A 25,344-nucleotide genomic window follows, 5' to 3' on the forward strand; every position below is an offset into this window, starting at 1 on the left:
TTTTTCGTATTATATTATACACCCATTCAAGTTTTTAAAACGTATGCTAAGTATAATTATACCCGCACACAACGAAAGAGAAAATCTTATTAAGGGGTTATCCACCCTTTCCAATCAAATTAAGAAGCTGCCGGAAAAACCTGTCGAAGTTATTGTAGTACTTTCTGCTGATACCAGCGATGGATCTGAAAAATTGAAAGTTCAAGCTCCCATCCAAATTATTAGATGTAAGCAAAAAGGAAGAGCTGTACAGATGAACATGGGTGCAACTATTGCCAGGGGAAACATTTTTGCTTTCTTGCACGCAGATATAGTTCCCCCCGCTAATTTTATTATAGATATTTTTGAAACGATGAGGCAAGGCTATTATGTCGGACTTTTCTCTTATAAATTCGACAAAAGCAGTCCGCTACTTCGTATCAATGAGTTTTTTACTTCTAAAAACGGACTTTTTACGGGTGCCGGAGATCAATGTTTGTTTATAAGCAAGGACACTTTTTACGATTTGGATAGGTTTGATGAACAGCAAACGATTATGGAGGATTTTAAGTTTTTTGAAAAAATTAAAAAACAGCGTATCGATTTTAAAATTGTGAACAATCCGCTAACCGTTTCGGCAAGGAAATATGAAGAAAATTCTTTCCTTAAAGTAAATCTCGTCAACTTTATTCTATTTATTATGTTTAAAATGGGGTATAGCCCAGAAAGCTTAAAAGCCACCCACAATACTTTTATTAAATTACCCAACAAAAATTACAAATAGTTTCTCTCTACTTTTAGTTAAACCCTTTATTTTGGTAATCAAAATGTGGAATGTCTTGATTCATTTCTATCTTCCAATTAACTTTCCCTACTCCATTTTCATCCTAATAATTTAAACTCACGGTTATTCAATTCATCTTTTACATTTTCAAATTGAAGCAATTCTAATGTAAATGTTAAAAATTTATAAATCAAACACTTACAGCTAGTTAATAATATATTTTTTTCTTATTTTTAAGTAAACATGTTAGACTAACCAAAAACATGTTCTTAGATATTTCCTACCAAAAAAAATTGAGATTACATTATATTCTTAACTCTAAAAAATTGCTGTCATGAAAAATTTAATTCTTACCATTTTTATGGTTTTTGGCTTACTGGCATTCGGCCAAAAAAATGATGTGCTCGTTACCAAAGGTGGAGAGCTTTTACAAGTAAAAGTAACCAAAGTATCCGATGCCAAGATAACCTACAGTTATCCTGGTGAAACCGCATTGTATGAAATGGGTACTGGTGAACTGGAGAAGGTGGTTTTTGCCAGTGGCAGAACACAAAGTTTCAGCGCTCAGGAAAGTTCTACTTCCAAGTCTGGATATCCACGGGAACAAATAGGACTATCTCCAGAAGAGGCGGTTGGAGAAACTGCAAAGCCAGCCAATTCGGTAAAACCAAAACAACCCATTAAAAAAGATTACCTAGAAAATACCGTTGCTATAATCCCTTTTTATTATGAAAAAGGTGGAGAATACTCGAAAGACCTTTCTACTAAATCGACTTCGTATGCTACAGAATATATCAGCAATAAACAATCGCAGCTCGGTATAAAAGTGTTACCGTTGCCCCGTACTATAGACGCTTTGATTGCTTCAGGTATTAAGCACTATCAAATAAAGGAAACGAGCTTTGAAGATTTACAAAAAGCCGTTGGAACACAATATATTTTATTTGCGGAATTAAATGAAAATGCTTCTACAGCAGCTGCTAAAAAACAATCTTCCGTAGATAGCTTTTACGGTACTACAGAAGAAACAAAAGCACCCACTAACGGACACACCAAAGAAACTGAAATTTTTATCCAGTTATACGATGTTGAACGTAAGAACAACAATGATCACGGAATAGAATTTAGTGCAAAATCGCCGCATAATCTCGGCGCATCCAATGGAAATGATGATAACTGGAAAGATCCCTTACAGTATTTGTTGGAACATTTAATTGAAAATGGAACTGCTAAGAGTTTTTAAATGTACTTATTATTTGAAAAATACAAAAAAAGGCCTCTCTTGCGAGAAGCCTTTTGCTTTTGGGTGAAAGACCGGTTGCCGACGCGATTGATCGGCATCAAGAAATGGATCTAAAGATCAATCGTCTTGATTCGAACTATATTTCTCGATAAAACCCTCCAATCTTACTCTGTTAAGGTTTTTCAGTTTACGTTCTAAAATGATGGCTTCCGTTTTACTGGATTTTTTAATAGCCAATTTAAGAACCCACGGAACACCTTTTGAGGTGTAATTTTCAACTCCAGAATTATGACGAAGCAATCTTTTTTCAATGTTTTGAGTATAGCCCTTGTAATACCTTTCGAGCTTTTCTGAATACAAAATATAGACTTAATACAGAAAATAGAAGATACAAAAAAAGGCCTCTCTTACGAGAAGCCTTTTGCTTTTTGGGTGGAAGACCGGTTGCCGACGCGATTGGTCGGCATCAAGACATAGATCTAAAGATCAATCGTCTTGATTCGAACTATATTTCTCGATAAAACCCTCCAATCTTACTCTGTTAAGGTTTTTCAGTTTACGTTCTAAAATGATGGCTTCCGTTTTACTGGATTTTTTAATAGCCAATTTAAGAACCCACGGAACACCTTTTGAGGTGTAATTTTCAACTCCAGAATTATGACGAAGCAATCTTTTTTCAATGTTTTGAGTATAGCCCTTGTAATACTTGTCGAGCTTTTCTGAATATAAAATGTAGACGTAATACATAAAATAGAAGATACAAAAAAAGGCCTCTCTTGCGAGAAGCCTTTTGCTTTTGGGTGGAAGACCGGTTGCCGACGCGATTGGTCGGCATCAAGACATGGATCTAAAGATCAATCGTCTTGATTCGAACTATATTTCTCGATAAAACCCTCCAATCTTACTCTGTTAAGATTCTTCAGTTTACGTTCTAAAATGATGGCTTCCGTTTTACTGGATTTCTCAATGGTCAATTTAAGAACCCACAGAACACCTTTTGAGGTGTAATTTTCAACTCCAGAATTATGACGAAGCAATCTTTTTTCAATGTTTTGAGTATAGCCCTTGTAATACCCGTCGAGCTTTTCTGAATATAAAATGTATACGTAATACATAAAATAGAAGATACAAAAAAAGACCTCTCTTACGAGAAGCCTTTTGCTTTTGGGTGGAAGACCGGTTTCGAACCGGCGACCTCTAGAACCACAATCATATTAAAAACCAAGTAAATAAAGAACTCAATAGGCTTTTTAAATTCTATCGTAAACTTTTCGTAAACCTACGGTTTTACTTTTCTAGCTATTAAGCATTACTTAACAACTCAATTTTTATAGTATCCCATTAAATCTTGGTTGGATTTTTTACCAAGATCATGAAATTCGAGGTGAACACCTATAACAAATAGAACTTTAATAAACGAGCTGATTTGGTAGTTTGGCCGCTTTGGGTTGCCCATACGCAGAACCGCATAGACTTGTTGTTTTCCTATACCTTTGTCTATTATATCTTGTGCTGTAATGCCTTTTTCTTTCATTATTGACTTTAGGTATTCAGCTATTTTGTCGGTAGCTATTTCGGTTCTTTCGTCCATAATTTATATCTTTGTGTTTTCGTTGTGAATTGCTTTCGCAACTTATTTGAACAATTAAAGCCCCTTAATCGGGGCTTTTTTAATTATACTTGATAGTAGTCGTCTGATTTTAAAAACTGCTTCCAATCATCATCAGTATTCATCTCTTCGCTATCAAATTCCTCTTGGCTCATTTCAATCGTTCTATACTTCGCGAATAATTTCCCATCAATGTATTTTCTGATAGTAAACGTTCTTTTTGAATAATTTGGAGTTACTTTGATTGTTTCGTTTGAATTCTTCATTGTGTTTTGTTTTAAATGATTAATAACTTATTTGAACACTTCAAAGATACACTTTTTTCAAAGGTGTGCAAATGAATACTTTAAATATTCGATGAAATGCACGTTTCTTTAACATTTGAAACAAAAAAACCACCCTTTTTAGAGTGGTTAAAGAAACTTCTTATAACTTCATTGTATGTAGGGCTTCCGCACTTACATAGTAAAATTCATCAAATTAATCCAGTCGACTAAACGAAATCTTGTATTATGCTTTTTACCCATGAAATAGGATTTATCTTTTTCACATACAACCTCACAGCAAATAAAACAATGGCCACGGCCAAGAAAAGCCAAAGCCAATCAAAAACATTCCAGGAGCGGTCAATATCAATATTTTTATTTAAATCATCGGTTTCGGTTTCTGTGGATGCACTGGAGTTATCTATAAAATCGGTTTGTGATTTATCGGAGGTTTCAGTTGTCAAGTTTTCCTTGACATCTTGTTGGGTAATCTTTGCGTTCTGAAAATCCACCCCGTTGTAGCTGGATGGTTTGGTTTCATCGATTGGCTCCACTATTGTACGCTTCCCTTCTTTTCGTATAATAGCATTGCTGGTAATGTCATTTTTTACCGAAGATTGCACATCCTTTTCAATTACTTCAATGGATTTTTCTTTTTTACGCTCAACGACTTTCTTTTTGCTTCCGCAGGAGCATATTGTTAACGCCAACAAAATGGTTAGAAATAGTTTCATTGAGAATAGATTTTATAAGCTTTTTTCAATTTTTCATCATAACGGTTTTTTGCGTACCCTGGACCATTGTAGCCACGGGCAAAACCTTGCCAATCTTTTCTTTGCAGTTCGTCGGACAAACCAGTAGATTTAATAAAATCCACAAAAGCCTCCAAATGTTTTCTTTCCGAAGTATCCATCGCATACATAAAATATTCAGGCGTAGAAAAACCAGCACGGTTGTAGTTGAATCCCATAATCTGGAATTTTCCCCAGCTTGCAGATTTAATTGCTGCCACAGGATCTAATTCAAATGCACGTTTAAACCTTTTATATTCGTCAAATCCGTCACCGTAATACTTTCTAGTCCAGTAGGGATAAGAAATGTCTTTGTATATTTCTCTTTTTGAATACTTACCATCAGTAAGCCGATGGAATATATGGCCCTCAAAAAGTATCTTTGGGGAACCATCGGATAGAAAACCAGTTTTTCTACTTTCCACATGTGCGACTGCTTTTATAACTGCTAGTTCACAACCTAATTTATCGGCAGCCCAAATAAAATCGTTTTCAGTTAGTGTTGGTTTCATTTTCATCCGTATTTTTTTCTTTAAAATGCTCTAGGCGCATGTCTTTATTAAAACGTGTTATCTTTTTAATCCATGAGGTTGGCGGAAATGCTCCGTTGGTTATAATAGCACAGTTCATTAGTGCGGAACCTGCGGGATAGACAAACACCATCAATCGGCTAATCATTGAGAAATAATCAGTAAGGATGTTATCCTTTCCCAAAATATGCTTAAACCCTTCCACCAACACACCTACAAAAAGTATCATGGCAGATTTAATAAAAAGCCCCTGAATGTTCTTTTTCATGGAGAAATCCCGCTTTATCCAAGCATGTACCCATGTACCCAAAAAATGGTCAAAAAGGATAGCAATAATAACGAAGGACACATACCCAAAATTCAGGCTGTACCAGTGGGTTATTTTATCCACAATAAACGCCAATGGTGAACCGATTAAGGATATATACAAAGTGGCTTTTACTTTCCCTATAATGGAGCCTTGATGTATAATAAGTAGGTTGTGGTATAGGAATTTTAAAAGCATCTTCAATTTAGATTTCCATATTGCTATCCGCAGTTTCACATTTATTTTTTAGTTTGCTTACGCACGTTCTGTTTGTTTTCTTCGGAAGAGTTTTCCTTTAGCTGCTTATTTTCATTGGAAAGCCTGTCTATTTCCGCTTGCATTTGGTTAATTCCTTTTACCACCCCATCAAAAGCGTTTGCTACATCTCGGCTTTCATTGATTGTAAGGCTTCCGTTTCCACGATTTAACGCCATTTCTAAAATTTGAATTTCTCTTTGCATCTATTTAAAATTTAATTAATTAACTAATCGGTATTTTCATCCCTGCCAGCCAGTAATCGGGGTTATCGTCACCAGCGGCAAAAAAGATGTATAAATGGTTTCCTTTGCGGATGGGTGAAATAAAACCCCCAATATGATCCCACCAAAAGTCCAATTCTGGGTATTTCCTAAAAAACTGCATTGGGGTAATAATAAGCGGACTTCGGGTATCGAACCCCCAACTGCTTCCTGTACCAGGGCTGGATGCCAATCCATATTCACGGTTATTGCTTGTTACCCATCCGCTGTTAGGTTCTTCCTCGCTCCCGAAAATAATGTTGAGTTCGTTGCCATCGTCCACATACGCAATGTCATCTACTTTACCGCGTAGAAAGTTGCTATCTACATTGGCATCGAAAACCGTTGCTTTGTTGCTATAGGTAGTGGTTCCGTTAAGGCAATTAATAAGATTGCTATCGCTTTCCGTTACCGCCCAGGTATACTCAATAGAGCTTTTATTCAGGTCTACATTATCAGCTCTATCGTGAATGAACATTCTAAACCTTCCGTTGTAATAGGTAAGTGCCAGCGGAAAATAGTTTTTGCTGGTGCTATTCCAACCGTCAAAATTTAAATAGGTGGGTGCCGTTACTATGGAGAGGCTATCGTTCAAAACAAAATAACCGCCAGAATAGTTTCCGTTTGTTCTTTGTATGCCACATAAGAAAAGCCAATTCCCATTGGATAGTTTATAAGGATTGCCAACACTAAAAACATTACCAGGGTTTTGAGCGCCTGATATGGTAGAAGTGTCCAATAATTTTATGTCTGGAAATGTCCAGTTTTCAAGATCAGGAGATGTACAATAATAAATATCCCTACTGGCATGAGCGCCAAACACCACATTTACCAAAAGAACATAAGTGCCATCTGCTTTTTTAAATACACCATTTGGACCTATATAATTAAAACTTTGCCCACCCACGGTGGTAGGATAAGGATCTAACAAAGGTCTATTGCCCGGAACCAAAGAAAGGTTAATAAAGGGGTTTAACAACTCTATCTTTTGCCCTACATTAAAATTTTTAGTGCCCAAATAGGTGGTACCGTATGTTATTCTATATTTATTTAAAGCCATCGTTATATTTTTTGAACGCTTACTACATCCGTTAAAATGCTTGCTTCTGTGCCTTGGCAAATCATCCAACTGAAAGGAGCCGTTAACTCCAAGCTTTCTATATAGGCCGTAGCGTCTATTTCTATGTACTTGCTAGCACTGTTATGGGCGGTAATGGTAATGTTGTTATTTCTTAAAAGGTTGTTTTGGTAATCGCTTATCAAGTTATTTTTAAATATGCCCGATAAACTATATGGCGCATCTTCTGGTGGCCATACTTGGTTATTACCTACATAAACCTTTTTAACTTCTGTACCACCTATATAAGGCTTTTTAATTTCTGTATTTCCTATATAGATTGCCATTACGTAGTATAATAAATTGTGTTACCATCTTTACTTCCCAAAGCATCGTATGCAGCCTGTGTTCCTGTCCATACATGTTTTCCATCTACGCGGTCAGCGTTAACGTTGGTTATTCCTGAGCCGTTGCCAATAAAATTAGTTGCGGTTATAACGCCTTTTGAAATGATATTGCCAGTACCGCTAAAAAATTGAATCATATTCGGATCACTGTTGTTCCCAATGCTAAACAGTTTACTTCCCGTACTTTCAATTAATGATAATTGAGTAGCCGCACCAGTTCCGACTTGCTGAAAACTCCAGGGCCTTTCCGTGTTAAAATTTATCAAAACCGCCCCGTCACCTTGGTTGGTTGTTGTAAAACTATCCGCTGAAGCAAAGCCATTTATAACCGCCTCTGTCCCTGTCATCCTTAATGTTTTGTTGCCGCCAATATTGAACTCAAAACTTGAACCACCCGCGGTAGATATAAATTCCGTAACGTCCTGTTTTGCAGTGTTGGCATCTGGGTAATTTACTATTGAAAAGTTGTTACCGTTCGTAATCAAACTAAATTCCGATGTCGCCGAAATTCCAGTATTTGTATTCTGTACACGTATAACACCCGGTTGGTTTAAGCCTTCTAATTTCCTAACTAGCCCTGTTACGTCAAAATCTCCGTTTATGGTTAATTTACCTTGCTTAATGTCATCGAAATTTCTACTTAAATACCTTCCATCACTTTCCCCTTTGGTGTAACTAGGGTTGGTTCCCGTTATATCCCCCCAACTTGGTCTCCAATTACCCTGTAGCACCGTTCCAGCTGTTGTGCCGTAGTTTTTGTTGAAAGCGGTGTTTTTGGAAAAAGAAGGCTCCGCCCCAATATTGGCAGCGGTTAAATTTCGGGTTGTCCAGTTGGTTGGGTGGCCATAGGCATCTACGGCTATGTTGGAGATAACGGTGGCGCCGCTAAGGTTGTTTTTTGCCGTCCAGCTACCAGCATCGTGGTTTATCTGGTTCCCGTTAACGGTAATATTATTACCACCCTGGTAACTGGCAGCACCCGCATATTGGATAAAACTTAATGCGGTAGTACCTACGGTAATGGGCGCTGGGGTTTCCAATGTCCAACCGGTGTTACCGTTTAAATTTCCTTCTTCCACAAAAACACTGGCACCTTGCTCAATCTCCCCACTAACCGCTTGGTCGAAGTCGGTTGACCTGCTCCAAGAACCACTAGCGGCCACATACACCCCATTTTGTGAGGCATTCGTTTGCATACGCACCAACACGCGGTTTCCAGCCGCCAAACTCACGCCATCCACGGTTTGTAATCCGCTTAACGTTATATTACCAACGGTAGTAACCCGAACGGACTGCAATTGTTTGAATCCACCACTGTAACGCCCATCGAGATAGTTAAAGTCGAGTTCTATGGTGCGGTTTTGAGAGAGGTCGCCGATGGGTTGGAGACCATCCCCTACGCTTAAACTTCGGGTTTGAGGAACAAAAGCGTTATCTACTTGTGTCCTGGAGTAAAAATAATTCGTATTAAAAAAAGGAAGGTTGTCACTTCCAACAGATAAAGCATTGTTAGAATCCCCAGATACACCTGTATTACTGGTTCCGCTAATTTTAAACCATTGACTACCATCGTAATGAACTATATCACCAACATTAAAAGAAATAGCCCCTGCACCAAAATCCACAGAGCCACCAGCGGAAACCCGGTAATACTGCCCTACCTTACCAGTCCCATTACCCAAAGAAGGTGTATTATTGGATGCACTCCAATATCCTGTAAACTGAGATTTAGTATTATAAAGCTCTGTAAAATTAGCGTTAGATTTTTGAGCCCAAGTTCTAGCCGGATCACCAGTACCGTTATTCGGACTACTTCCTATATTTATTATCTGTTGCGCCATTATATTAAAAAGTTTTCATCTGCTGTTCTTAATGTGCTATCCGCAAAAATATCAGTACGGTCAGCTGTAAACGGCGGTGTTTTCACGATAGGATCTGTAACATCAATTCCCTTACTGCTATTTCCTACAAAAATTCTATGTTGTGTACTCTCTGCCATTTATAAAGGACTATAGGTTGAAAAAGCTGCATAACTGATAGGCAAACCGGAAACCGTGCCAGGATTATCTATCAACTCCACATTTTCAACGGTTATAATATTATTTCTACTTCCAGGATGTAAAGCATTTACGGTCAATATTACCTGATCGGTATTTATCATATTGAAAGTGATGGTCTGCGCTTCCATACCTGCACTAAAATTGTCGTTTGGCCATATCACTATTCCATTTTTCTGCACTACACCACTACCATAATTTGAACAAACGGTTAGTGGCCCGTCAGTGTCGCTTAAAATTTCACGGTTACCCATAGCAACACCCTTAAACCCAACAGTAACACGGGCCACTACATTGGGAGGTATGTTCAAGTTTAGATCGGCAGACTTAATTCGTACCACATAGGACCCCGAACCACTGCCCATTGTATTATTTGTAATACACCTTATAGGTGCAGAAACTTCATAAGTACGCGCCCTAAACACCTTAATCCTATCAGAAGCCTGGGCACCTTGATTATCCGTTACCGTTAATTGGTATTCCCATAGATCACCGGAAAGAGGCAAATTAATTACCGAAGTATCTTCCTGTGCCGGACTACTTATTACATCACCTGAAGGTCCTGATATCTTAGTCCATTGATAGGAAGCAATAAAACCATCGGGATCGTAGGCCGTAGCATCAAAATTTACCGAAGTATCATTTTCCGAAATATATATATCGGGTCCGCAATCCACAATCGGCGGAATGTTATCCCCAACATCGATATCATCTCCCTGATAGAAGTTACGCACCATGGTAACAGTGCTTTTTCCATTGTCCAGGTTAAATTTACAGTTTGTAATTACATATTTCCGAGACTGGATATAATCAAAAGCAATCATATCGTTAAATTTGATCGCATCATTCACCACCATATCTATTTTTTCATGCGGTGTGGAAAACATCCGTCTAAATATTTTTGCTACGGTCTCGGCATAACTATCGCTTTCAATTTGGTAGATACTATCCGTCCATTGCTCCCAATAAGCCCGTGAACCTTGCACTTCAACAAAACGATAAAGCTCCACGGTAAAATTACCAGAAGTAATAAGGTTTGGGGTTTTCACCACCATTTGCTCACCACCTTCCCAATTATAGATTACCTCAATATCATTTATATAACTTCCTCCGTATAAGACGGTTTCAATATTATCCTTAATCAAATTTGCACCTTCCAGACTTACCTGGGCAAAGTTTTCATTATTGAACTGAAAACCGTGTACCACAGGCACATCTATATTTAAGAAACCAGGTAAACGTCCATCAATAGGATCTAAACGAAACGCCTGGCTAAAACCGGTTGAATCATCCCCATACTGTAGATCAATTTCCTTTTTAACCGTATAATCTTGATTAATCAAAGATTCTACCACGACATCTTCTACAAATTCAATAGGCTCCAGCTTAATCTTTTCGATAAACCATTCGTTTACCCTTGGTTGGTTGGTTCCAGAAATACCATCGGAAAAAGGACGTGCTATATTGATATCCAAAAGGCCATCATTAGGGATCAATATATCAAAAGCGATATCAAACCTTTCATAACTACGTTCCGAAACATAACCATCCTGTTCTTCGTTGTTCGGATCTATTTCTTCGCTATTCCCAAATGATGCTATAAATCTGTTAAGGTTCAAAGTAGAGCCTAAATTGATTTCCACTGCCATTCCATTTGCAAAATATGCGTTGGTTGTAGAAGAAATCAACGGACTGATCAAATTAGAAACGGAAAATTCAAAGGACAATTTTTGTCCTTTTTTAACGTATATTTTTTTGGCCAGATAAATATATTTATCAAAAGTGATATCATTGACCGTGGTTGCATATTTGGCATCCAGTTTTATTTTATATTCATTGGTCGATAGGGCTTTGGCATAGTAATCACCAAATCCACGCCAGTCGCTTGCATATATTTCACCATAAACCCCGGTTGTAACCGCCCAACCATCGTTTTTTTCAACAGCAATAGTTTCCGGTAAGCTTTGAGGCTTTTTTGTATAACTAACCGCTATTTCCCCGAAAGCGGGAACCATAGTAACCTGCGGAGCCAATAAAGGTTTTTTTACCTCTTTTAATAATCTGGTAAACTCTACTTCACTATCGTACGTGCCGTCAAAATTGTATTTAAAATAGGTAAGCTCCCGAAGATGCCTTTTATTTAAACCTTCCACATACCAACGTCCATCTGCCTGGTAAACACAACATACCATATCTTCTAATAACTTTTGCAATATGGAATAGGCATCGGCACGTTTGTTTTTTTTAAGGTAATTTTCAGTTGATAAGTAAATATTATGATAGAGCTTCTTACTAACGTTTTCAATTGCTGCCGAAAAAAGAATATCCAGTTCCAACCCCGTTAATCGCAAACATTCTGCAATGATCCCAATAACGCTTTTTTCTTCACTATAAAAATCTTCAGATAGTAATTTACCTTTTAACCTACCCAAACCATCGGTAGCGGAAAAGGAAACAAACAAGTTGCTATTGGTGTACGGTTCACTATAGGTATCGGTCAACAAATGCCCTATCCAAATGAGTTTATCTTCATTTTCGGTTCTTATCTCTACCCGGTATTTGGTTTCATCGGAAGTAAAAAGATGGATAAAATGCGCATCGGAAAAACCCTTGACCAACATATTAAAATTCAACGCAGAACCTACCACAATGAGCGCATCCTTTTCATCGGATCCATTCCAGGAAAGTTCTACATTATCACGACTGGCATATTCCTGTACTAAAACATGGCTGCCATCCGTGGTATCTATTATGTCGATATAGTAATTCATTACGATATACGCGATTTCTTTTTGTTGGTACGTTCAAAACTCATTACCAGGTCTTCGCCCCTCAATACTACATCCGGAATAAATGCCATTTGCCCGCCACCACCTTCATTAAGCATTCCTTTAAGCTTATCCAATGGCGCTACTACCTCTGGATTGCTTCTCGCACCGGCATATTCACCAATAAGTGCATTGGTTGGCCCATAAACAATACCGCCATTGGCAAATGGACGGGCGCCAGATTCCAAACCACGTTTAAATGTATTTTCAACAATTTTAGATAGCGCCACTAAAGCTACACCAGCACCAATAGCCGCAAAAGGGTTTGAAATAAGTTTTGTAAAAGCAATTGCAGCCGTACCAGCTTCAATTAATGACCTACCGAGGTTTTTAAGGAAGTCGGAAACCAACCCCATGATATTACCAAATAGATCTGCAAAACCTTGCTGACCACTTACAATATTACCAAGGAACTCCCCGAACGTATCGGCAACACCCATTGCTAATCCTTGTAGTTGACCTGAAAAATCCAATAGAATCGTTTCAGTCTCCTTAAGGCCAGCCCTTAGTATTTCATTTTCTTCTGGTATTTTAGCAACGATTTCCGTTACCGGGGAAACAATTTTATCGAGGTTCTTAAATTTATTTCTGTCAATTATATCCTGAACAACATCACCTGTATCGTCAAAATTGAATTCAGGCCCTATAGTTGAAACCTTACCACGGCCAACACCTCCAAGACCTTGTTTAACCCCGTCCTGGATTCCTTTTTTAACGGATTCAGCAACTTTGCTCTGAACGCCATCAGTTTCCACGTTATCGGCTAGCAGTTCGTATTTTTTGCCCCGTAGTGCATTGTTAATACCTTCCTCAACATTGCCGGTCACAGCTTCCTTAAACGGCTTGAACCGATCCTGAATGCCCTGAATTGCTTTAAAGCCGTTATCGAGGCCCGTTTTAAAAGCGCCGCTGATTAATCCAGGTATCGATTTAACATCGCCCGTAAGCACTGCCTTTATAATCTTACCTAGATTTTTAAATCCATCCACTATATTTTTCCAAACAGCGGTAATTACTTCCTGTAGTATTCCAAATACATATTTTCCGACTTCCAGTACATTCTTAAAGGAAGTAATAATGTATTCTACACCTATTCTAAAAGCTGTGGATTCATTGTACAGATCTATAAAATAGTTGGCAATTTCAATCAAAGTTTGCTTTATCGGCGCCCAGTTTTTATAAATAATCACCCCTACAGCCGTAAGCCCTGCAACAATTAAACCTATCGGCCCCGTTAGAAGCGCAAAACCAGTTCCAATAGCAGGTAAAATAGTACCTGCCAAAGCCAACAATGGCCCTATAGCAGCGGCAACACCACCAAGGATTACAATAAACTTCTTTGTTTGGGGCGAAAGCGCCTGAAAACGCAATGCCAGATCCTTAACATAATCTACCAAAGGCAAAATACCTTCCACGATTATTGCGCCAAATTCTTCGGTAATATCCCCTAGAATGTTGCTTAGTTGCTTCAATGGCCCGGTTCCCGCCTTAGCGGCCGCCTCGGCACTGCCTCCGTACTGCTTTTCAAGCTCGGTAAGGATGATATCCTGGGCCTCGGCAGCCCTGTTTGTTGCCACTAAACTATTGATAAGTGTTTTTTGCTCATTGGAGAACTGGATCCCGGAACGGCTCAATGCAGAAAGGTTCGCTACTGGATCGTTCAATGCTTTACCTAATTGTATGGTTGCACTTTTTACATCCCCATCTAAACGGGTTGCTAGATCCAATGCCGCTTGTTGGGTACGGGAAAAAGCCGTGCCGCTGATATTCGTAAACGTTAAAAGCTGGGCCGTAACATCCTTTAGGATTTGCTCATCACCGAAAAGGGAATTGTTTTGCAGCGCAGAAGCCATTTTTTGCAGTTGATCACTGGTAAACCCAGCCGCATTGCCAGTAGACTTCAAACCCGTCTCTACCTGGGCAATTGCTTTCGCCTGGGTATCGAAGTTTTTAACACTTGCTACCGCAAAGGCAGTTAGTGGAGCCGTAACCCCTACGGATAAAGTAGTACCTACGGACTTTAATTTACTACCCAGTTTCTCCATTTTACGGGATGCATTTTGCATTCCGGTTGAAAACTGTTGTAAATCAGCTAGAAATTTTATGTTAACTATTGGATTCGCCATGGCTATTTGCTCTTTTTTGGTCTATTTTATCCCAGTAGGATTTTTGCTTTTCTAAAATTTCTTTCGCAGATCGATTATCCATAGACATCAATTCTTCTTTTTTATCCCAAGGGAACTCCAAGATCTGTTGTGGTTTTTTTATGTTTTTCGCCATTGCAACCACACTATAAAAAGCAGTCATTCTAGATTGCTCCCAGGCATCTTTGTAAAGCAGGAATTTCTTATCGCTATATCCTTTAGCTATATTATAAAACTCCCTAGACGTTAGGCTATAGAGATAATTCAACTCCAAACCTATTTCCCCACAGGCAAACATTTCTAGTTCATCAAAATTTAGGGAAGCATCTTCTACTTCCCCGCTTTCTGCTTTCCCCCGGTAGCGTTTTTTGCTTTAGCCTGCTGCTCACCTACTTGACTATCCACAAAATTGCTTGTAAACCGTTCCAGCTTCTCAGGCTTTTCAAAAAACTCATTTAAGACATCCTCATTATCAAACTGCAGATCAATTTGTCTATTGGCAGCCTTAATCGAGAAATACACCAGATCTCCTATTTTTTCTAAAGCATCAAATGTTAAGTTATTACCACTACCACCAATAGCATTAGCAATATCCTTTGATACATCGTCCACTTTATCAATGTTGTGCTTTTTTGCATACATTAAAAAACACGAATAGTTAAATGCATAAGTGTATTTCTCGCCTAAAAATTCAATTTCGTTCACTGGTTTCATATCCCCTATTTAATTTGATTACGATACCACGTCAATAGTAATATCACCATTAACCAGAAACGAAAAAGATCCCGTTCCCACCTGTTGGTTCTCTGCATTTAGCGTGGTTCCAGTTACATAACACTGCCCGGATATAATTTTATCCCCTGTAACACCTGAGGTAAACTCAAAATCCAATAGGGTTTTGTCTTTTTGGTACTGCATAAGATCAAAAGCATCCGCATAACCGGTTGGTGTAGTTGGCTTATCTGCCAATAAAGAATCACAGGATAGTGTTCCTGAGTTTTTCCCCATATTAACCTCAGTTCCCTGGATATCCTTAGATGCCAGTTCCTCGGTTTCTGTGCTATATTCCAAACTACACGTAGTTGCATGGAATAGTTTATCTCCCTGAAAACTTAACCGTAAGTTTTCGCCTCTGTAAAATTGACCTGCTGCCATTATTTCTAGTTTTTAATGTTTATGAATTTTTTAAAAGTTGATAGGTAAGCGTTAACACATATTCTGTCGGCTTATCTGTATTTATATCGCTTTCCGTGCCCTGGTAAAAGAACTCGTAATAAGCTTCAAAATCTATTGCTAAAGCATCGGCCAGCTCACATACTTTATCGTAATCATCCGCCACCAACCTTATCTGTACATCGTACTCGAAACATCCATTTTTAGAAAAGGTAGGCCTTCGCTCTACTTTATACACACAAAATGGATATGTATCTTCCACGGGGCCCAAAATCGGGGATATCATTCCATTAAAAGGCGTTCCATTTGCATCGTCGAACGCTTTTATATATTGATACACCAAATCCGATGTTTGTTTCATAACCTATCTATTAATTTTTGTATGTATTTTTCTGTACTTTTTAAAGATTCCTGAGAAACTTTCCCTTCTGTTCTTTGATATGCCCGGTTCATAAACGGGTTTGCTTTAATAACTGCCTTTGCGCCTAAACTATTCCTAGACCTATTGCCTTTTCTGGATCTTTTAAATCCAGCACGATACACGTTATGCCCAAATATTACGAAGGCACGGCCGTAAAAACCATCATATTTACCACTGCTCTTTGGCCTTACTACAATCATTGGATTTTTAGCCTTCCTTGCTACCTGAACCCCAATAGATTTTTTAAGGTTACCTGGTTGTATCTTTTTACCACCTCGTAAATAATGAGGTCGGCTACTTTGTGGTGCTTCCTGCCTTGCTGCTTTTACCGTGGTTTGCGCCGATTTCCTTAAAATCTTCACCATTTCACGCTTCTTAGCCTTATCCGGAAGCTTTTTAATTTTTTGCTCCAGCTCTTTAAAACCCTTTATCTCAAAGATCGATCTACTCACGGCGTTCGCAGTTTATCTTTATAAATTGCTTTCTGCCTACCATTTCCACTCCGTAGATATCATACTCATCGTTTTCATCTACCAAATACAAATGCTGTACTTTTTCGGATGCGATTTCTGGATGAAACCTAATTACAAATTGATGTGCATTTATGGTTACCACCTTATCATCTACCGCTTCCTCACTTTTCAATTCCTTTTTCTCTGCCCAGACCGTTGCCAATGTAGTTTCGGTATAAGAATCGGCACCCGATGTGCTTTTGCTCTTTATGCGTTTTACAATAGCAATCCTACGATCCATTTTACCGATATACATTTGCTCTGCCATACTACCAAACTTTATAAGGTCGCAACAAGGCATTACCCCTGGTGCTTACAATTTCTGCTCTATCTGTACGGTATTCGTACAGTTCTGATATCTTTAAAAACACCGCCCTACGTATAGGCTTTGCAATGTTTTCTAAATCCATCCCACAGGAATAGGAAAACTTAACGGCATCCAATCGGTCTTTTAAACCTGGTAACTCTACATTGCTGTTCAATACAAAACAAGGATTTTCCCCAAACGAATTTTTTATACTATAAGCCGTTGCCGGCAGTGTTTGTTCCTGGTTATCTGTATCGAAATAAGTTACCGTAAAAGCAGCTCCTAAGAGTGGTGCAAAATCTATTTTTAAAGTAGTAGGGAACCTTTGCATAGTAGCCTCTACATCTTTTTGCAAGATGTTTAAACCCATATAGTTTTCTGCATCTTGTATAGATGAAGGAATAAGGTCCTGTATTATATCATCCTCATAGGTGAAATCTATTTTAAGATGCTTTTTGGCATCTGTCAAAGAAATAAACCCTGGTTGGGTTTCTTTTATTTGGATGTTATAACTTGGGTTCATCTTATTTCTCTTCTTTTAATTCCTCGCTTTTTTCAGCATCGGCCTTAGAGATTGCGAAACCTCCTTCAATAAGCTCGGTTGCCAATTTATCTTCGATATCGTACACTTTTCCAGGTACATAAGGAAGGTTAAACTTTCCCCATAGGGATTTTGTAATTTTTACGGAAACTTTTTTGCTCTGCTTTGCCATTTTATTGAATATTAAATGATTGAATTTAAAAAAGCTCCCTTCCCTTACAGAAGGGAGCTTTTCCTGCTATGAACCAAACTAAAAGGGAATTAAGCGTTGGTTAAGAATCCGTTTACGGCAAAAGCCTGTGGATTCGCTATTTGCACATCTGCGTGCGTGTTTACTGTAATTCTTACACTATCGGCAAGGTCCTCAGAATAAGGGTTCGCTAGGAAGCTAACCGCACCCCATTGACCGATATACAATTGAGAGAAATCACCGTAAATTAAAGGATATACAGGCGTACCTCCATCATCACCGGTTGGAACCAAAGAAGTGGAAACAAATCTGTAACCATCCAATTCGTTACCTTCGATAATAAAGCGACCAGACCCAGAATCCTTAGATTTTGTTTTTAGGGCTGCTTTTAACTTTGGAGAAAGCAAGTATGCCAAATTAATTTCTGTGGCATTATCTTCCTCGATCAACCCTTGCAACTCTACAATTTTTGCAAACGTAGCTGCTGCAGCTGCAGTATCTGCGGCTTGGTTAACCCCAGAAGTATTTAAAATACCTGTTGGAGCATTTCCACCAGCACCGTTAATAGCTGCACCATTAATTGCATTGGCCCATCCTTGCGAAAGCTTTCTTCTTACCAATCCCTCTACATCTAAAGAAGACTGCATTAACAATCTGTTAGACATAGACACGGCAGCACCAGCTCTTTTAGGACTTAATGTAGCCCCTACAAATTTCTTTTTCTGAGGCGTGATATTAGCTCCCTCTGCCAACCACTCGAAAGCATAACTGTTAGCAACAGGTAAAGGAATATCCCCACCAGAAAGACCTGTTAACATGGTAGCACCCAATTCTTCTACAAAAAGCTTAGGCTCTAACCCGTCCACAACTCTAGGAGCTTGATTTACCACCAATTCCCCACCATACTCACCACCATCTTGCGAAACAGTTTGTTGGCTTGCACGGATAAAAGAAAGTGGCACCATAATCCTGGTCTTTCCAGGAGCTTGCGCAAAACTTACGCCTGCATTTCTATTTTCCTGCTCTGCAATTTCCTGAGCCTCTTTTTCTGCACCCTCTAAAGGTGTACCCTCTAAAGAGTTACGAAGCATTTTTGTGAGGGAAAAACGTTCTTTTACCTTACTTTTTTCGGCTTCTTCGCCATCCATTTGAGATTGCCCACCGGCAAAACGCGCAGCGTCTGCCTGTCTGCTCTCTAAATCGATCGCATTTTCGATACGCGTATCTAAAGAAGCTAATTCATTACGGATCTCCGTAATCTTTGTCTCTTCATCTACGTTTAAACTTCTGTTCTCGGTTTCTGCACCGTTAACGAGATCTTCCCATTCCTTAAGTTTAGAAGCTCGCTGTTTTTTTAAAGCATCACTTTTTTTCATTGTTAAAACTTTTTAGATTTATAAATTTCTAAGCGAGCTCTCTCTAAGGAAAGCCCATTTTTTTCATGCGTAGGTTGTTCGCTGGTATCTTCGGGGTCTTTCTCGCTTCTTATAGCGGTTAAAACTTCATCGTTACGTTTGGCCATGGCACCTGGATTACTTCCCAGGTTAACTACACTCCACTCGAAAAGCTCTTTTTTAGTGAAATAGATATCGTCTCCATTTTCTTCTTTACTGGTATCTCCCCATCTGTATTCTTGCACATTTGCACCTATGGAAGCCATTCTAAGGGTTCCAGCAATAATCTTTTTTCTTATTTTTTCGGCTTTTTCGTTCACTTCGGGAGTTTCAAAACGAACCCTTGCTATATGTGCAATAGTACCATCGCTTAAGGTTTCTCGCCATGGTCCTTTTACCGTAATCCCTATTAAATTATCTGGATCATCATCGTTGGATCTATGCTGATAGAACACCACAGGATTTTCGTTGTAACGGGTAAAATCCCAACCATCTGCGGTAAAAATAGTTCCATAGGAATCCCTTTTATCCGTAGTTATAATAAAATCAAACTCGTTTTGGTCTTCTGTAAAACCATTACTATAGTTACGAACGTATGCCGGTATGTATAATCTTTTAGCTTCCATTTTCTGCAAACTCTTTATTTATTTCTTCCAAGGTTTTGGTATTCGCCGGAGTAAGCGGAGAATCTAACCCGTCTATAGAATTATCTTCCTCCAAGTGGCGTACTTCATTTCGCGTTTTCCAACCAAAGTTTACAGCACGCGAATAGTATTCGCCCTTTGTTTTTATATCGGTGCGAATAAGTGCATTGGTATTTATTTTTGTGTAGTGCGTTGCACGCTCTTCTTCAGTGAAAAGCTTATAATCGTATTCTTCTTCAATACGTTTTGCCCACGGCATAATAGTATCGCTGCCATGCTCCAAACTTTGCTGCTCTATATTGCTATAAGTAGCGTTTTCAAGCTGTTTAATTTTATGCGGTGCAATATTAAACCAGCGGGCAACATCTTCTATGGATATCTTTTTCCAATCTATTAAAGAAGCTTCCTGGGCGTTGGCAGTAATAGACATAAAATCCATATCTTCATCCAGAAAACCAATATTATGGGTGCCCCCTTTAGAAAGACGTGCCTCCATAGCGTTGCTTAACGCTTCTTTCGCTTCTTTTTTTATGCCGTTTTTAGATTTTATAATACCCGCAAGCAAGCCTTTAGACTTAAAATTGTCGTCGGCAAAACGTTCTGCAGCGAGAGCAGCGCCCATATTGTTGGCAGCATATTTAAAAACGCCAATACCATAAATGCCATTAAACGAAAACCCAGGAATGTGCATTACATCTTCTGAGTTTAAAGGTTTCATCCCCTTAATGTAATAGGTTAAATCCCCGTTTACCTTTTTAATATCTAAAAGATCTGCCGGCTTTACCAACTCCAATGCAGTTTCTACCCCGGTATATTCATCCCTTTTTATGACTGCTACCCCATTACCCAATAATAGAGCGTGCACCATTAAAGCTTTATGAAAGCTAAACTGCGTCATAAACCTATTGGGGCGTTTGCTTATTAGATAATCGCAAGGATGCAACAGGTCCCTAAAACGGTTATCGCCTTCTTTGCGATAAATACCTTTAGGGAGCTTTGCTATATCGTTGGATATTTGATCTACTGCATTGTAGACTGCGGAAAGACTTAAGGCGGATTTGTAGTTTACCACTTCCCCAGAAGTAGTTAAACCGCCATTTATAAACGAGAACATCTCATTTAAATAAGAGGTAGGCTGCGCATTGCGCTTTTGCGCTATTAACGGAGATTGCAATGCTCTTAAAACCAAATTACCCACTTACTTTCAATTTTACATCGAAAATAAGCGGGCAAAACGGTTAAAAAGGAAACCTAAGGTTTCTTTCTGAATAAAATGTTTTAAGATAATCACACAGAAAATAACTAAATTTTTTGTACGGTCGTAATGAGTTATCTTTGTATTTGGACGTTGATAACATTTAAAAACTCTAAAAAAAGGGTGTTGATATTTGACTTATCTTTGTACGAGAATAAAAAAAGCCTTCACCGTTGGAGTGGTTAGAAAGGCTTTTAGATCTTTATACAGTTGTAATAACTGTGGTATATTAGCAGTGTAGAGCTTGTCTACACAATTTAACTTAAAAAAACTGAAGAAATGTCTGCAGATAGCATTATTTTCTTAGCTTTATTAATTATTCTGTTGAAACAGAATCGCTAAGCATTTATCACAAAAAGGGGTTGTTTACGCAACCTCTTTTTATTACCCTAACTTGGGTACAAAAGTACAACAGTTTTATTTAATAAAAAAATCTTTTTGCAGTCTATTAATTTTCATCCAACAAACCACTTAGTAATCTAAATACATTTAGCCTTACATGTCCGTTTTTCAAGCAATCGTTTAACTGTTATTTTGCTTTGGTAATTATTATCTCTTTATCTGATGCTTCCTTAAGTTTATTTGCTTGCATCATAGTTTATTTATTTCTTGTTTAACTTTATCCCAATAATGCAAAGGAGCTTGTTGATGCTTTCTAGGTAGTAAATCTTTAATTTCTTCTTGTATATACTCAATAAATAGTAAAGCCCTGTAAGTAGATCGGTCATTTATGACTATATCCCCTATATACTTAGAAACATAAGGGTAAACCATTTTATTTTTAGAGTTTTGTACTGCAATAATCTCATTTCCTTTGAATCTTTTTAATAACTCTACTGCTTTTTCTTTTGCTTCCATGTTGCAAATTTTAGTTTTAAATATTGCTTTAATCTATCTATTTTAAAGGGGTTTAAAAGTTTATGTATATGCATATTGTATATACATACCGTTGTAGTGCATTTAAGAATTTGCTTCCTCGTAAATTTGGTAATCAAAATACCAAGGGCTTTTCTCGTTTTCGTTTTCGTTTTCAGTCCTTAATATTTCTTCTGCTGCTTCTTTAGCAGTTTCGTAACTACTGTACTCTTCTTTAAAATTATGACTATCAACGTCAATATGTGGTTCTCGATGGCTATTTCGCCAAACAATAATGTATCCCATAAGAAAAAAACGCACTACAACAAAGTATAACAGCAATAGCGGTTGTAGTGCTTGTTTTCAACACTATTGCTTATTTAATTAATTAGTTTCTATCTCCGAAATCCTGCGGATTTCTACGCTACTGCGGTTATACAGCATCGTTGTACACAATGCTACAAATCTTCCAACTGCTTTTCGAGTTCATTCAACTCTTTTATGTATTCTGATTCAATAAGCTTCCCTATAGTTCTAAATAAATTTTCTGGTATTTCTATAGCATCTTCACAACCGATATACCTTAAATAAGATTTTCTAATTTTTACATTTTCGCTTTGGATATATTCTGCTTTTTGTAAATTCTCTTTACAGCTTTTCAACTTATTAGCAATGGAATTTGCTTTTTCTAATTTTTTTATTGTCATTTTATTAATTTTTAGTCTGTTATTCAATCAATTATTTTTTACTTTCTTCCCTATCAATCCGATCAAACCTTAGATACGATTTGATTACTTTTTCGAATACTATTTCCCAACGGTCTATGTCGTGATCTAGCATTGCTTTTCGGAGGGCTTCTTTATTGAATTGCATGTTTTACTTTAATAATTCTTTTGCCACCAAAAACCCCACACAAAGCTCCAGGATTATTATAATTACCACCAATAGCTCTCTAACCATATTAGATATTACCCAATGTGCATCTAAAGCCAAGGAAGTTAAAAACGCAATTCCAAAAGTGAGGACTACGGTTATAAAAAGGTATACTAATCTCATTTCTCTAAGTATTTTTTTAGGTTATTTCTAAAACTCTGTACGCAACTATACCGATACTCACCAAACAGGGTAAAGTATTCCTCATTGGTTTCTATAAAAGCTTCAAAATTGGTTTTGGTGTTGTTTAATTTTTTAAAGTAGCGTTGGAAAAACCCAGTTCTAATTCCTTTTTGGCGGTAATAGAAATAAAGATCTATATCATCCTGGGTTAGTTCTTTGTGCGTGAGTACATTCATTTTAGTTTGCTGTTCGTTAAATAAATACTTCTGCGTTTGGATCGTTATATTGACTTTCGTTATTCTCGCTTTCTCCGGTTAAGCTACCTCCTAAAGCCATAATGCAGGCTATAATACCATCTACCCTTTTGTTCCCAGCATGGCTTTGCCCTTTATGTACCTTAATATTCTCGTTGGCATCCCTGTATATTACACAACCACTAAGCATCCATGTTAATACAGGGTTTCCATCGTGCTTAATCTTACCTTCGTACACCAACTTTTCGAACTGTTTGGTAGGAAATGATATGGTAGCTATTTGTTGACTGAAAAAGGAAACTTCAATCCCTTTTTCTTCAAGATTATTAGCTACTTGAGATGCATTCCACTGGTCCATTTCCACACGGTTTACATTGTATGGATGGTGCGTAGCTATTACATTATCTTCTAAATAATTATAATCTATAGTATTGCCAGGAGTTGTGATGATATACCCTTGGTCTCTCCAATACCGATAAGGAACCCTATCTTCTTTACTTCTTTTTTCTATGGTATCTGCAGGGCAATAGAAAAATGGCTTTATGTACCTAAACCCATCTTCATCGGGTTCGCTAAGTATAATATCTGCGGTAATATCGGTAGTGGTAGATAGATCGATGGCACGGAAGCTTCCAAACTCGGTAAACTTACTCATTGGGATGCTTTCTACTTTATTTTGGTTCCATATTTCGGCAGGAATCCAAACAGAAGGCGCATCTACCCACAGGTTTAAATGCTTTGTTTTAAAATTTGGCGCTTTGCTTGGCTGGTTTTTTGCCTTTTGATATTCGGTTTTTAAGTAATTTATAGCGATACTTTCCCCTAAATTAGGGTTGCTTTTTACCCAATTATCAGGATTTTCCCAGTCGTCTTTCTCGTCCAGGTCGTGGATCATTATAAAAGTGGAATCATCTTCCTTAATTCCAGCCAATATTTCCTTACAAACATCTTCATATTGCTTACATACGGAGGCTACATTGAAACCAGCTGTGGTAATTAAGTAAATAAGTGGTTGTTTTCGCGCCCCCATAGCAGATTCCAAAACCTCGCGAACACCATCATCTTTATGCGCATGGTATTCATCTATAATCGCCACGGAAGGATTTAAACCATCCAATGTTTTGCTATCTCCACCCAAGAACCTAAAAACACCAAGGTTTTTACTAAACCTAATTTCCCTTTGAGTATTTTTAAAACCTATTTTTCGCAATCCTATGCATTTAAAAACATATTGGTAAGCCTGCTCCCATAATACCTTAGCCTGTGCTTCTTTTGTGGCACCTACATAAATTTCTGGTGCCTCTTCGTTATCAAAAGATTCGCAATACAAACCAAGCCCTGCCAACACCGCCGTTTTTCCGTTTTTACGGGCTACTTTTTCGTAAACAGTTTTTATAACCCGTACCCATTCGCCTTTTTCGTTCTTTTTTTTCCAGGCAAATATGTTGTATAATGTAAATTGTTGGTAAGGGGTTAATTTAAATGGCTGCCCTGCCTTTGGCCCTTTGGTATGCTGTAGGAAAATCTCAAAGAAATCTAATACATGCATCCCGTTACCGTGATCTAGTACATACCCTTTTTTCTCTGCATTTTCTACCCAATTAAAAAAACGATCTACCGCCTGCTTAACGTAAACCCCGGTTACTATTTTACCGGAAGCTACATTAAAAGCGTATTGAAACGGCACACTGTTTTTTATTTTGGGATCTAGGTTCATTAAAAAGCGTTTTTACGTTGGTTAAATCCTTCAAATAGATCTCCTTGCGATGGATCCATAGAACCTTTTAGCTCTTTTTCGCTTCGTGGATCTAAGCCAAATTGTTTAAAGCATTGCATAATTGCTTTTTCTGCATCCCGTTTTAAGGTTACTTCTACAGAAATATTTTTGGCACCACTACTAAATTTCTGTATGTATCCAGAACCATGGGTATTTTTATTCTTGGTTCTAATCTCACGAATAGCCCATTCCCATTGTTCGTAATTTTCGGCCAAAACTTCCAAGGCCGGTAGATGAATTCTTTTTAACTGGTTTCCAGAAATTAAGATGGAACCAAATCTTTTATAATGGGCTTTTGCCTTGCTACCAAAATAAGTTGGCGGCGATGGAAGCTTCTTTAAATAATCTGAACCTTGATCTAAACCTACTACTTTCATAATCTTATATTTAGACCCCCCCTCCAAAAGTTTCACTTAGTAAAATTTTGATTGAGTGGTGATGTTTA

35 protein-coding genes are annotated in these 25,344 nt (G+C 37.9%); 2 read left to right on the forward strand and 33 right to left on the reverse strand.

Annotated elements, in window-relative coordinates; translation table 11 throughout:
- Positions 1-43: 43 nt before the first annotated feature.
- Together HX109_RS15295 and HX109_RS15300 are read left to right on the forward strand one after the other, a co-directional pair.
- A complete protein-coding gene (locus HX109_RS15295; RefSeq protein ID WP_178953595.1) occupies positions 44-763 on the forward strand; it encodes a TIGR04283 family arsenosugar biosynthesis glycosyltransferase in 720 nt (239 codons plus the stop codon).
- Positions 764-1,097: 334 nt separating this feature from the next.
- Positions 1,098-2,006 carry a hypothetical protein gene (locus HX109_RS15300; protein WP_178953597.1) on the forward strand — a complete coding sequence of 303 codons (909 nt, stop codon included), beginning with the start codon at positions 1,098-1,100 and terminating at the stop codon, positions 2,004-2,006.
- A 117-nt stretch (positions 2,007-2,123) separates the two neighbouring features.
- Here the strand turns inward: HX109_RS15300 and HX109_RS15305 are convergent, their stop codons facing one another.
- The 33 genes from HX109_RS15305 to HX109_RS15465 form a co-directional block, all read right to left on the reverse strand.
- Entirely contained in the window at positions 2,124-2,366 is a 243-nt protein-coding gene (locus HX109_RS15305; RefSeq protein ID WP_220399473.1) for a GIY-YIG nuclease family protein, read from the reverse strand.
- A 126-nt stretch (positions 2,367-2,492) separates the two neighbouring features.
- The gene (locus HX109_RS15310; RefSeq protein WP_178953599.1) at positions 2,493-2,753 is read right to left on the reverse strand and encodes a GIY-YIG nuclease family protein; all 261 of its coding nucleotides are present in this window, start codon (positions 2,751-2,753) and stop codon (positions 2,493-2,495) included.
- A 107-nt stretch (positions 2,754-2,860) separates the two neighbouring features.
- Positions 2,861-3,121, reverse strand: coding sequence for a GIY-YIG nuclease family protein (locus HX109_RS15315; protein ID WP_178953601.1), 261 nt, complete (start codon positions 3,119-3,121; stop codon positions 2,861-2,863).
- Positions 3,122-3,327: 206 nt separating this feature from the next.
- Complete coding sequence (locus tag HX109_RS15320) at positions 3,328-3,597, reverse strand: hypothetical protein (protein ID WP_178953603.1); 270 nt, start codon at positions 3,595-3,597, stop codon at positions 3,328-3,330.
- Positions 3,598-3,680: 83 nt separating this feature from the next.
- Entirely contained in the window at positions 3,681-3,881 is a 201-nt protein-coding gene (locus HX109_RS15325; RefSeq protein ID WP_178953605.1) for a hypothetical protein, read from the reverse strand.
- 227 nt (positions 3,882-4,108) lie between these two features.
- The gene (locus HX109_RS15330; protein ID WP_178953607.1) at positions 4,109-4,615 is read right to left on the reverse strand and encodes a hypothetical protein; all 507 of its coding nucleotides are present in this window, start codon (positions 4,613-4,615) and stop codon (positions 4,109-4,111) included.
- The gene (locus HX109_RS15335; RefSeq protein WP_178953609.1) at positions 4,612-5,184 is read right to left on the reverse strand and encodes an N-acetylmuramidase family protein; all 573 of its coding nucleotides are present in this window, start codon (positions 5,182-5,184) and stop codon (positions 4,612-4,614) included. The genes HX109_RS15330 and HX109_RS15335 overlap by 4 nt, the downstream gene beginning before the upstream one ends.
- Positions 5,165-5,707: a hypothetical protein gene (locus HX109_RS15340; protein WP_178953611.1), complete on the reverse strand. Its 543-nt coding sequence runs from the start codon at positions 5,705-5,707 to the stop codon at positions 5,165-5,167. The genes HX109_RS15335 and HX109_RS15340 overlap by 20 nt, the downstream gene beginning before the upstream one ends.
- 41 nt (positions 5,708-5,748) lie before the next feature.
- On the reverse strand, positions 5,749-5,970 hold the full coding sequence (locus HX109_RS15345; protein WP_178953613.1) for a hypothetical protein: 222 nt from the start codon (positions 5,968-5,970) through the stop codon (positions 5,749-5,751).
- Positions 5,971-5,989: 19 nt separating this feature from the next.
- Entirely contained in the window at positions 5,990-7,087 is a 1,098-nt protein-coding gene (locus HX109_RS15350) for a hypothetical protein (protein ID WP_178953615.1), read from the reverse strand.
- 2 nt (positions 7,088-7,089) lie between these two features.
- Entirely contained in the window at positions 7,090-7,431 is a 342-nt protein-coding gene (locus HX109_RS15355) for a hypothetical protein (protein WP_178953617.1), read from the reverse strand.
- Positions 7,431-9,332, reverse strand: coding sequence for a hypothetical protein (locus tag HX109_RS15360; RefSeq protein ID WP_178953618.1), 1,902 nt, complete (start codon positions 9,330-9,332; stop codon positions 7,431-7,433). The genes HX109_RS15355 and HX109_RS15360 overlap by 1 nt, the downstream gene beginning before the upstream one ends.
- Positions 9,332-9,490 (reverse strand): hypothetical protein, encoded by a 159-nt coding sequence (locus HX109_RS15365; RefSeq protein WP_178953620.1) that lies wholly within the window; start codon positions 9,488-9,490, stop codon positions 9,332-9,334. Before HX109_RS15365 ends, HX109_RS15360 begins: the two co-directional genes overlap by 1 nt.
- Entirely contained in the window at positions 9,491-12,319 is a 2,829-nt protein-coding gene (locus HX109_RS15370) for a PKD domain-containing protein (RefSeq protein WP_178953622.1), read from the reverse strand.
- Complete coding sequence (locus tag HX109_RS15375; RefSeq protein WP_178953624.1) at positions 12,319-14,502, reverse strand: phage tail length tape measure family protein; 2,184 nt, start codon at positions 14,500-14,502, stop codon at positions 12,319-12,321. The genes HX109_RS15370 and HX109_RS15375 overlap by 1 nt, the downstream gene beginning before the upstream one ends.
- Complete coding sequence (locus HX109_RS15380; protein ID WP_178953626.1) at positions 14,483-14,818, reverse strand: hypothetical protein; 336 nt, start codon at positions 14,816-14,818, stop codon at positions 14,483-14,485. Before HX109_RS15380 ends, HX109_RS15375 begins: the two co-directional genes overlap by 20 nt.
- Positions 14,819-14,850: 32 nt before the next feature.
- Complete coding sequence (locus HX109_RS15385; protein ID WP_178953628.1) at positions 14,851-15,234, reverse strand: hypothetical protein; 384 nt, start codon at positions 15,232-15,234, stop codon at positions 14,851-14,853.
- 18 nt (positions 15,235-15,252) lie between these two features.
- The gene (locus HX109_RS15390) at positions 15,253-15,675 is read right to left on the reverse strand and encodes a hypothetical protein (RefSeq protein WP_178953630.1); all 423 of its coding nucleotides are present in this window, start codon (positions 15,673-15,675) and stop codon (positions 15,253-15,255) included.
- 19 nt (positions 15,676-15,694) lie between these two features.
- Positions 15,695-16,054, reverse strand: a complete 360-nt coding sequence (locus tag HX109_RS15395; protein ID WP_178953632.1) for a hypothetical protein — start codon at positions 16,052-16,054, stop codon at positions 15,695-15,697.
- Complete coding sequence (locus tag HX109_RS15400; RefSeq protein WP_178953634.1) at positions 16,051-16,566, reverse strand: HK97 gp10 family phage protein; 516 nt, start codon at positions 16,564-16,566, stop codon at positions 16,051-16,053. The genes HX109_RS15395 and HX109_RS15400 overlap by 4 nt, the downstream gene beginning before the upstream one ends.
- The gene (locus HX109_RS15405; RefSeq protein ID WP_178953636.1) at positions 16,559-16,894 is read right to left on the reverse strand and encodes a head-tail adaptor protein; all 336 of its coding nucleotides are present in this window, start codon (positions 16,892-16,894) and stop codon (positions 16,559-16,561) included. Before HX109_RS15405 ends, HX109_RS15400 begins: the two co-directional genes overlap by 8 nt.
- A 1-nt stretch (position 16,895) precedes the next feature.
- Positions 16,896-17,456: a head-tail connector protein gene (locus tag HX109_RS15410; protein ID WP_178953638.1), complete on the reverse strand. Its 561-nt coding sequence runs from the start codon at positions 17,454-17,456 to the stop codon at positions 16,896-16,898.
- 1 nt (position 17,457) lies between these two features.
- The gene (locus HX109_RS15415; RefSeq protein WP_178953640.1) at positions 17,458-17,646 is read right to left on the reverse strand and encodes a hypothetical protein; all 189 of its coding nucleotides are present in this window, start codon (positions 17,644-17,646) and stop codon (positions 17,458-17,460) included.
- An 89-nt stretch (positions 17,647-17,735) separates the two neighbouring features.
- The gene (locus HX109_RS15420) at positions 17,736-19,040 is read right to left on the reverse strand and encodes a phage major capsid protein (RefSeq protein WP_178953642.1); all 1,305 of its coding nucleotides are present in this window, start codon (positions 19,038-19,040) and stop codon (positions 17,736-17,738) included.
- Positions 19,041-19,042: 2 nt separating this feature from the next.
- Entirely contained in the window at positions 19,043-19,684 is a 642-nt protein-coding gene (locus tag HX109_RS15425; RefSeq protein WP_178953644.1) for a hypothetical protein, read from the reverse strand.
- Positions 19,674-20,900, reverse strand: a complete 1,227-nt coding sequence (locus tag HX109_RS15430; protein WP_178953646.1) for a phage portal protein — start codon at positions 20,898-20,900, stop codon at positions 19,674-19,676. The genes HX109_RS15425 and HX109_RS15430 overlap by 11 nt, the downstream gene beginning before the upstream one ends.
- A gap of 648 nt (positions 20,901-21,548) precedes the next feature.
- Positions 21,549-21,815, reverse strand: a complete 267-nt coding sequence (locus HX109_RS15435) for a hypothetical protein (protein WP_178953648.1) — start codon at positions 21,813-21,815, stop codon at positions 21,549-21,551.
- Positions 21,816-21,917: 102 nt separating this feature from the next.
- A complete protein-coding gene (locus HX109_RS15440) occupies positions 21,918-22,133 on the reverse strand; it encodes a hypothetical protein (RefSeq protein WP_220399474.1) in 216 nt (71 codons plus the stop codon).
- Between the two features lie 137 nt (positions 22,134-22,270).
- Positions 22,271-22,519, reverse strand: a complete 249-nt coding sequence (locus HX109_RS15445; RefSeq protein WP_178953652.1) for a hypothetical protein — start codon at positions 22,517-22,519, stop codon at positions 22,271-22,273.
- A gap of 169 nt (positions 22,520-22,688) precedes the next feature.
- The gene (locus tag HX109_RS15450) at positions 22,689-22,868 is read right to left on the reverse strand and encodes a hypothetical protein (RefSeq protein WP_178953654.1); all 180 of its coding nucleotides are present in this window, start codon (positions 22,866-22,868) and stop codon (positions 22,689-22,691) included.
- Complete coding sequence (locus HX109_RS15455; protein WP_178953656.1) at positions 22,865-23,104, reverse strand: hypothetical protein; 240 nt, start codon at positions 23,102-23,104, stop codon at positions 22,865-22,867. The genes HX109_RS15450 and HX109_RS15455 overlap by 4 nt, the downstream gene beginning before the upstream one ends.
- A gap of 16 nt (positions 23,105-23,120) precedes the next feature.
- The gene (locus HX109_RS15460) at positions 23,121-24,839 is read right to left on the reverse strand and encodes a terminase large subunit (RefSeq protein WP_178953658.1); all 1,719 of its coding nucleotides are present in this window, start codon (positions 24,837-24,839) and stop codon (positions 23,121-23,123) included.
- The gene (locus tag HX109_RS15465) at positions 24,839-25,276 is read right to left on the reverse strand and encodes a P27 family phage terminase small subunit (protein ID WP_178953659.1); all 438 of its coding nucleotides are present in this window, start codon (positions 25,274-25,276) and stop codon (positions 24,839-24,841) included. The genes HX109_RS15460 and HX109_RS15465 overlap by 1 nt, the downstream gene beginning before the upstream one ends.
- Positions 25,277-25,344 lie beyond the last annotated feature (68 nt).

The organism is Galbibacter sp. BG1 (assembly GCF_013391805.1).
GTDB lineage: Bacteria > Bacteroidota > Bacteroidia > Flavobacteriales > Flavobacteriaceae > Galbibacter.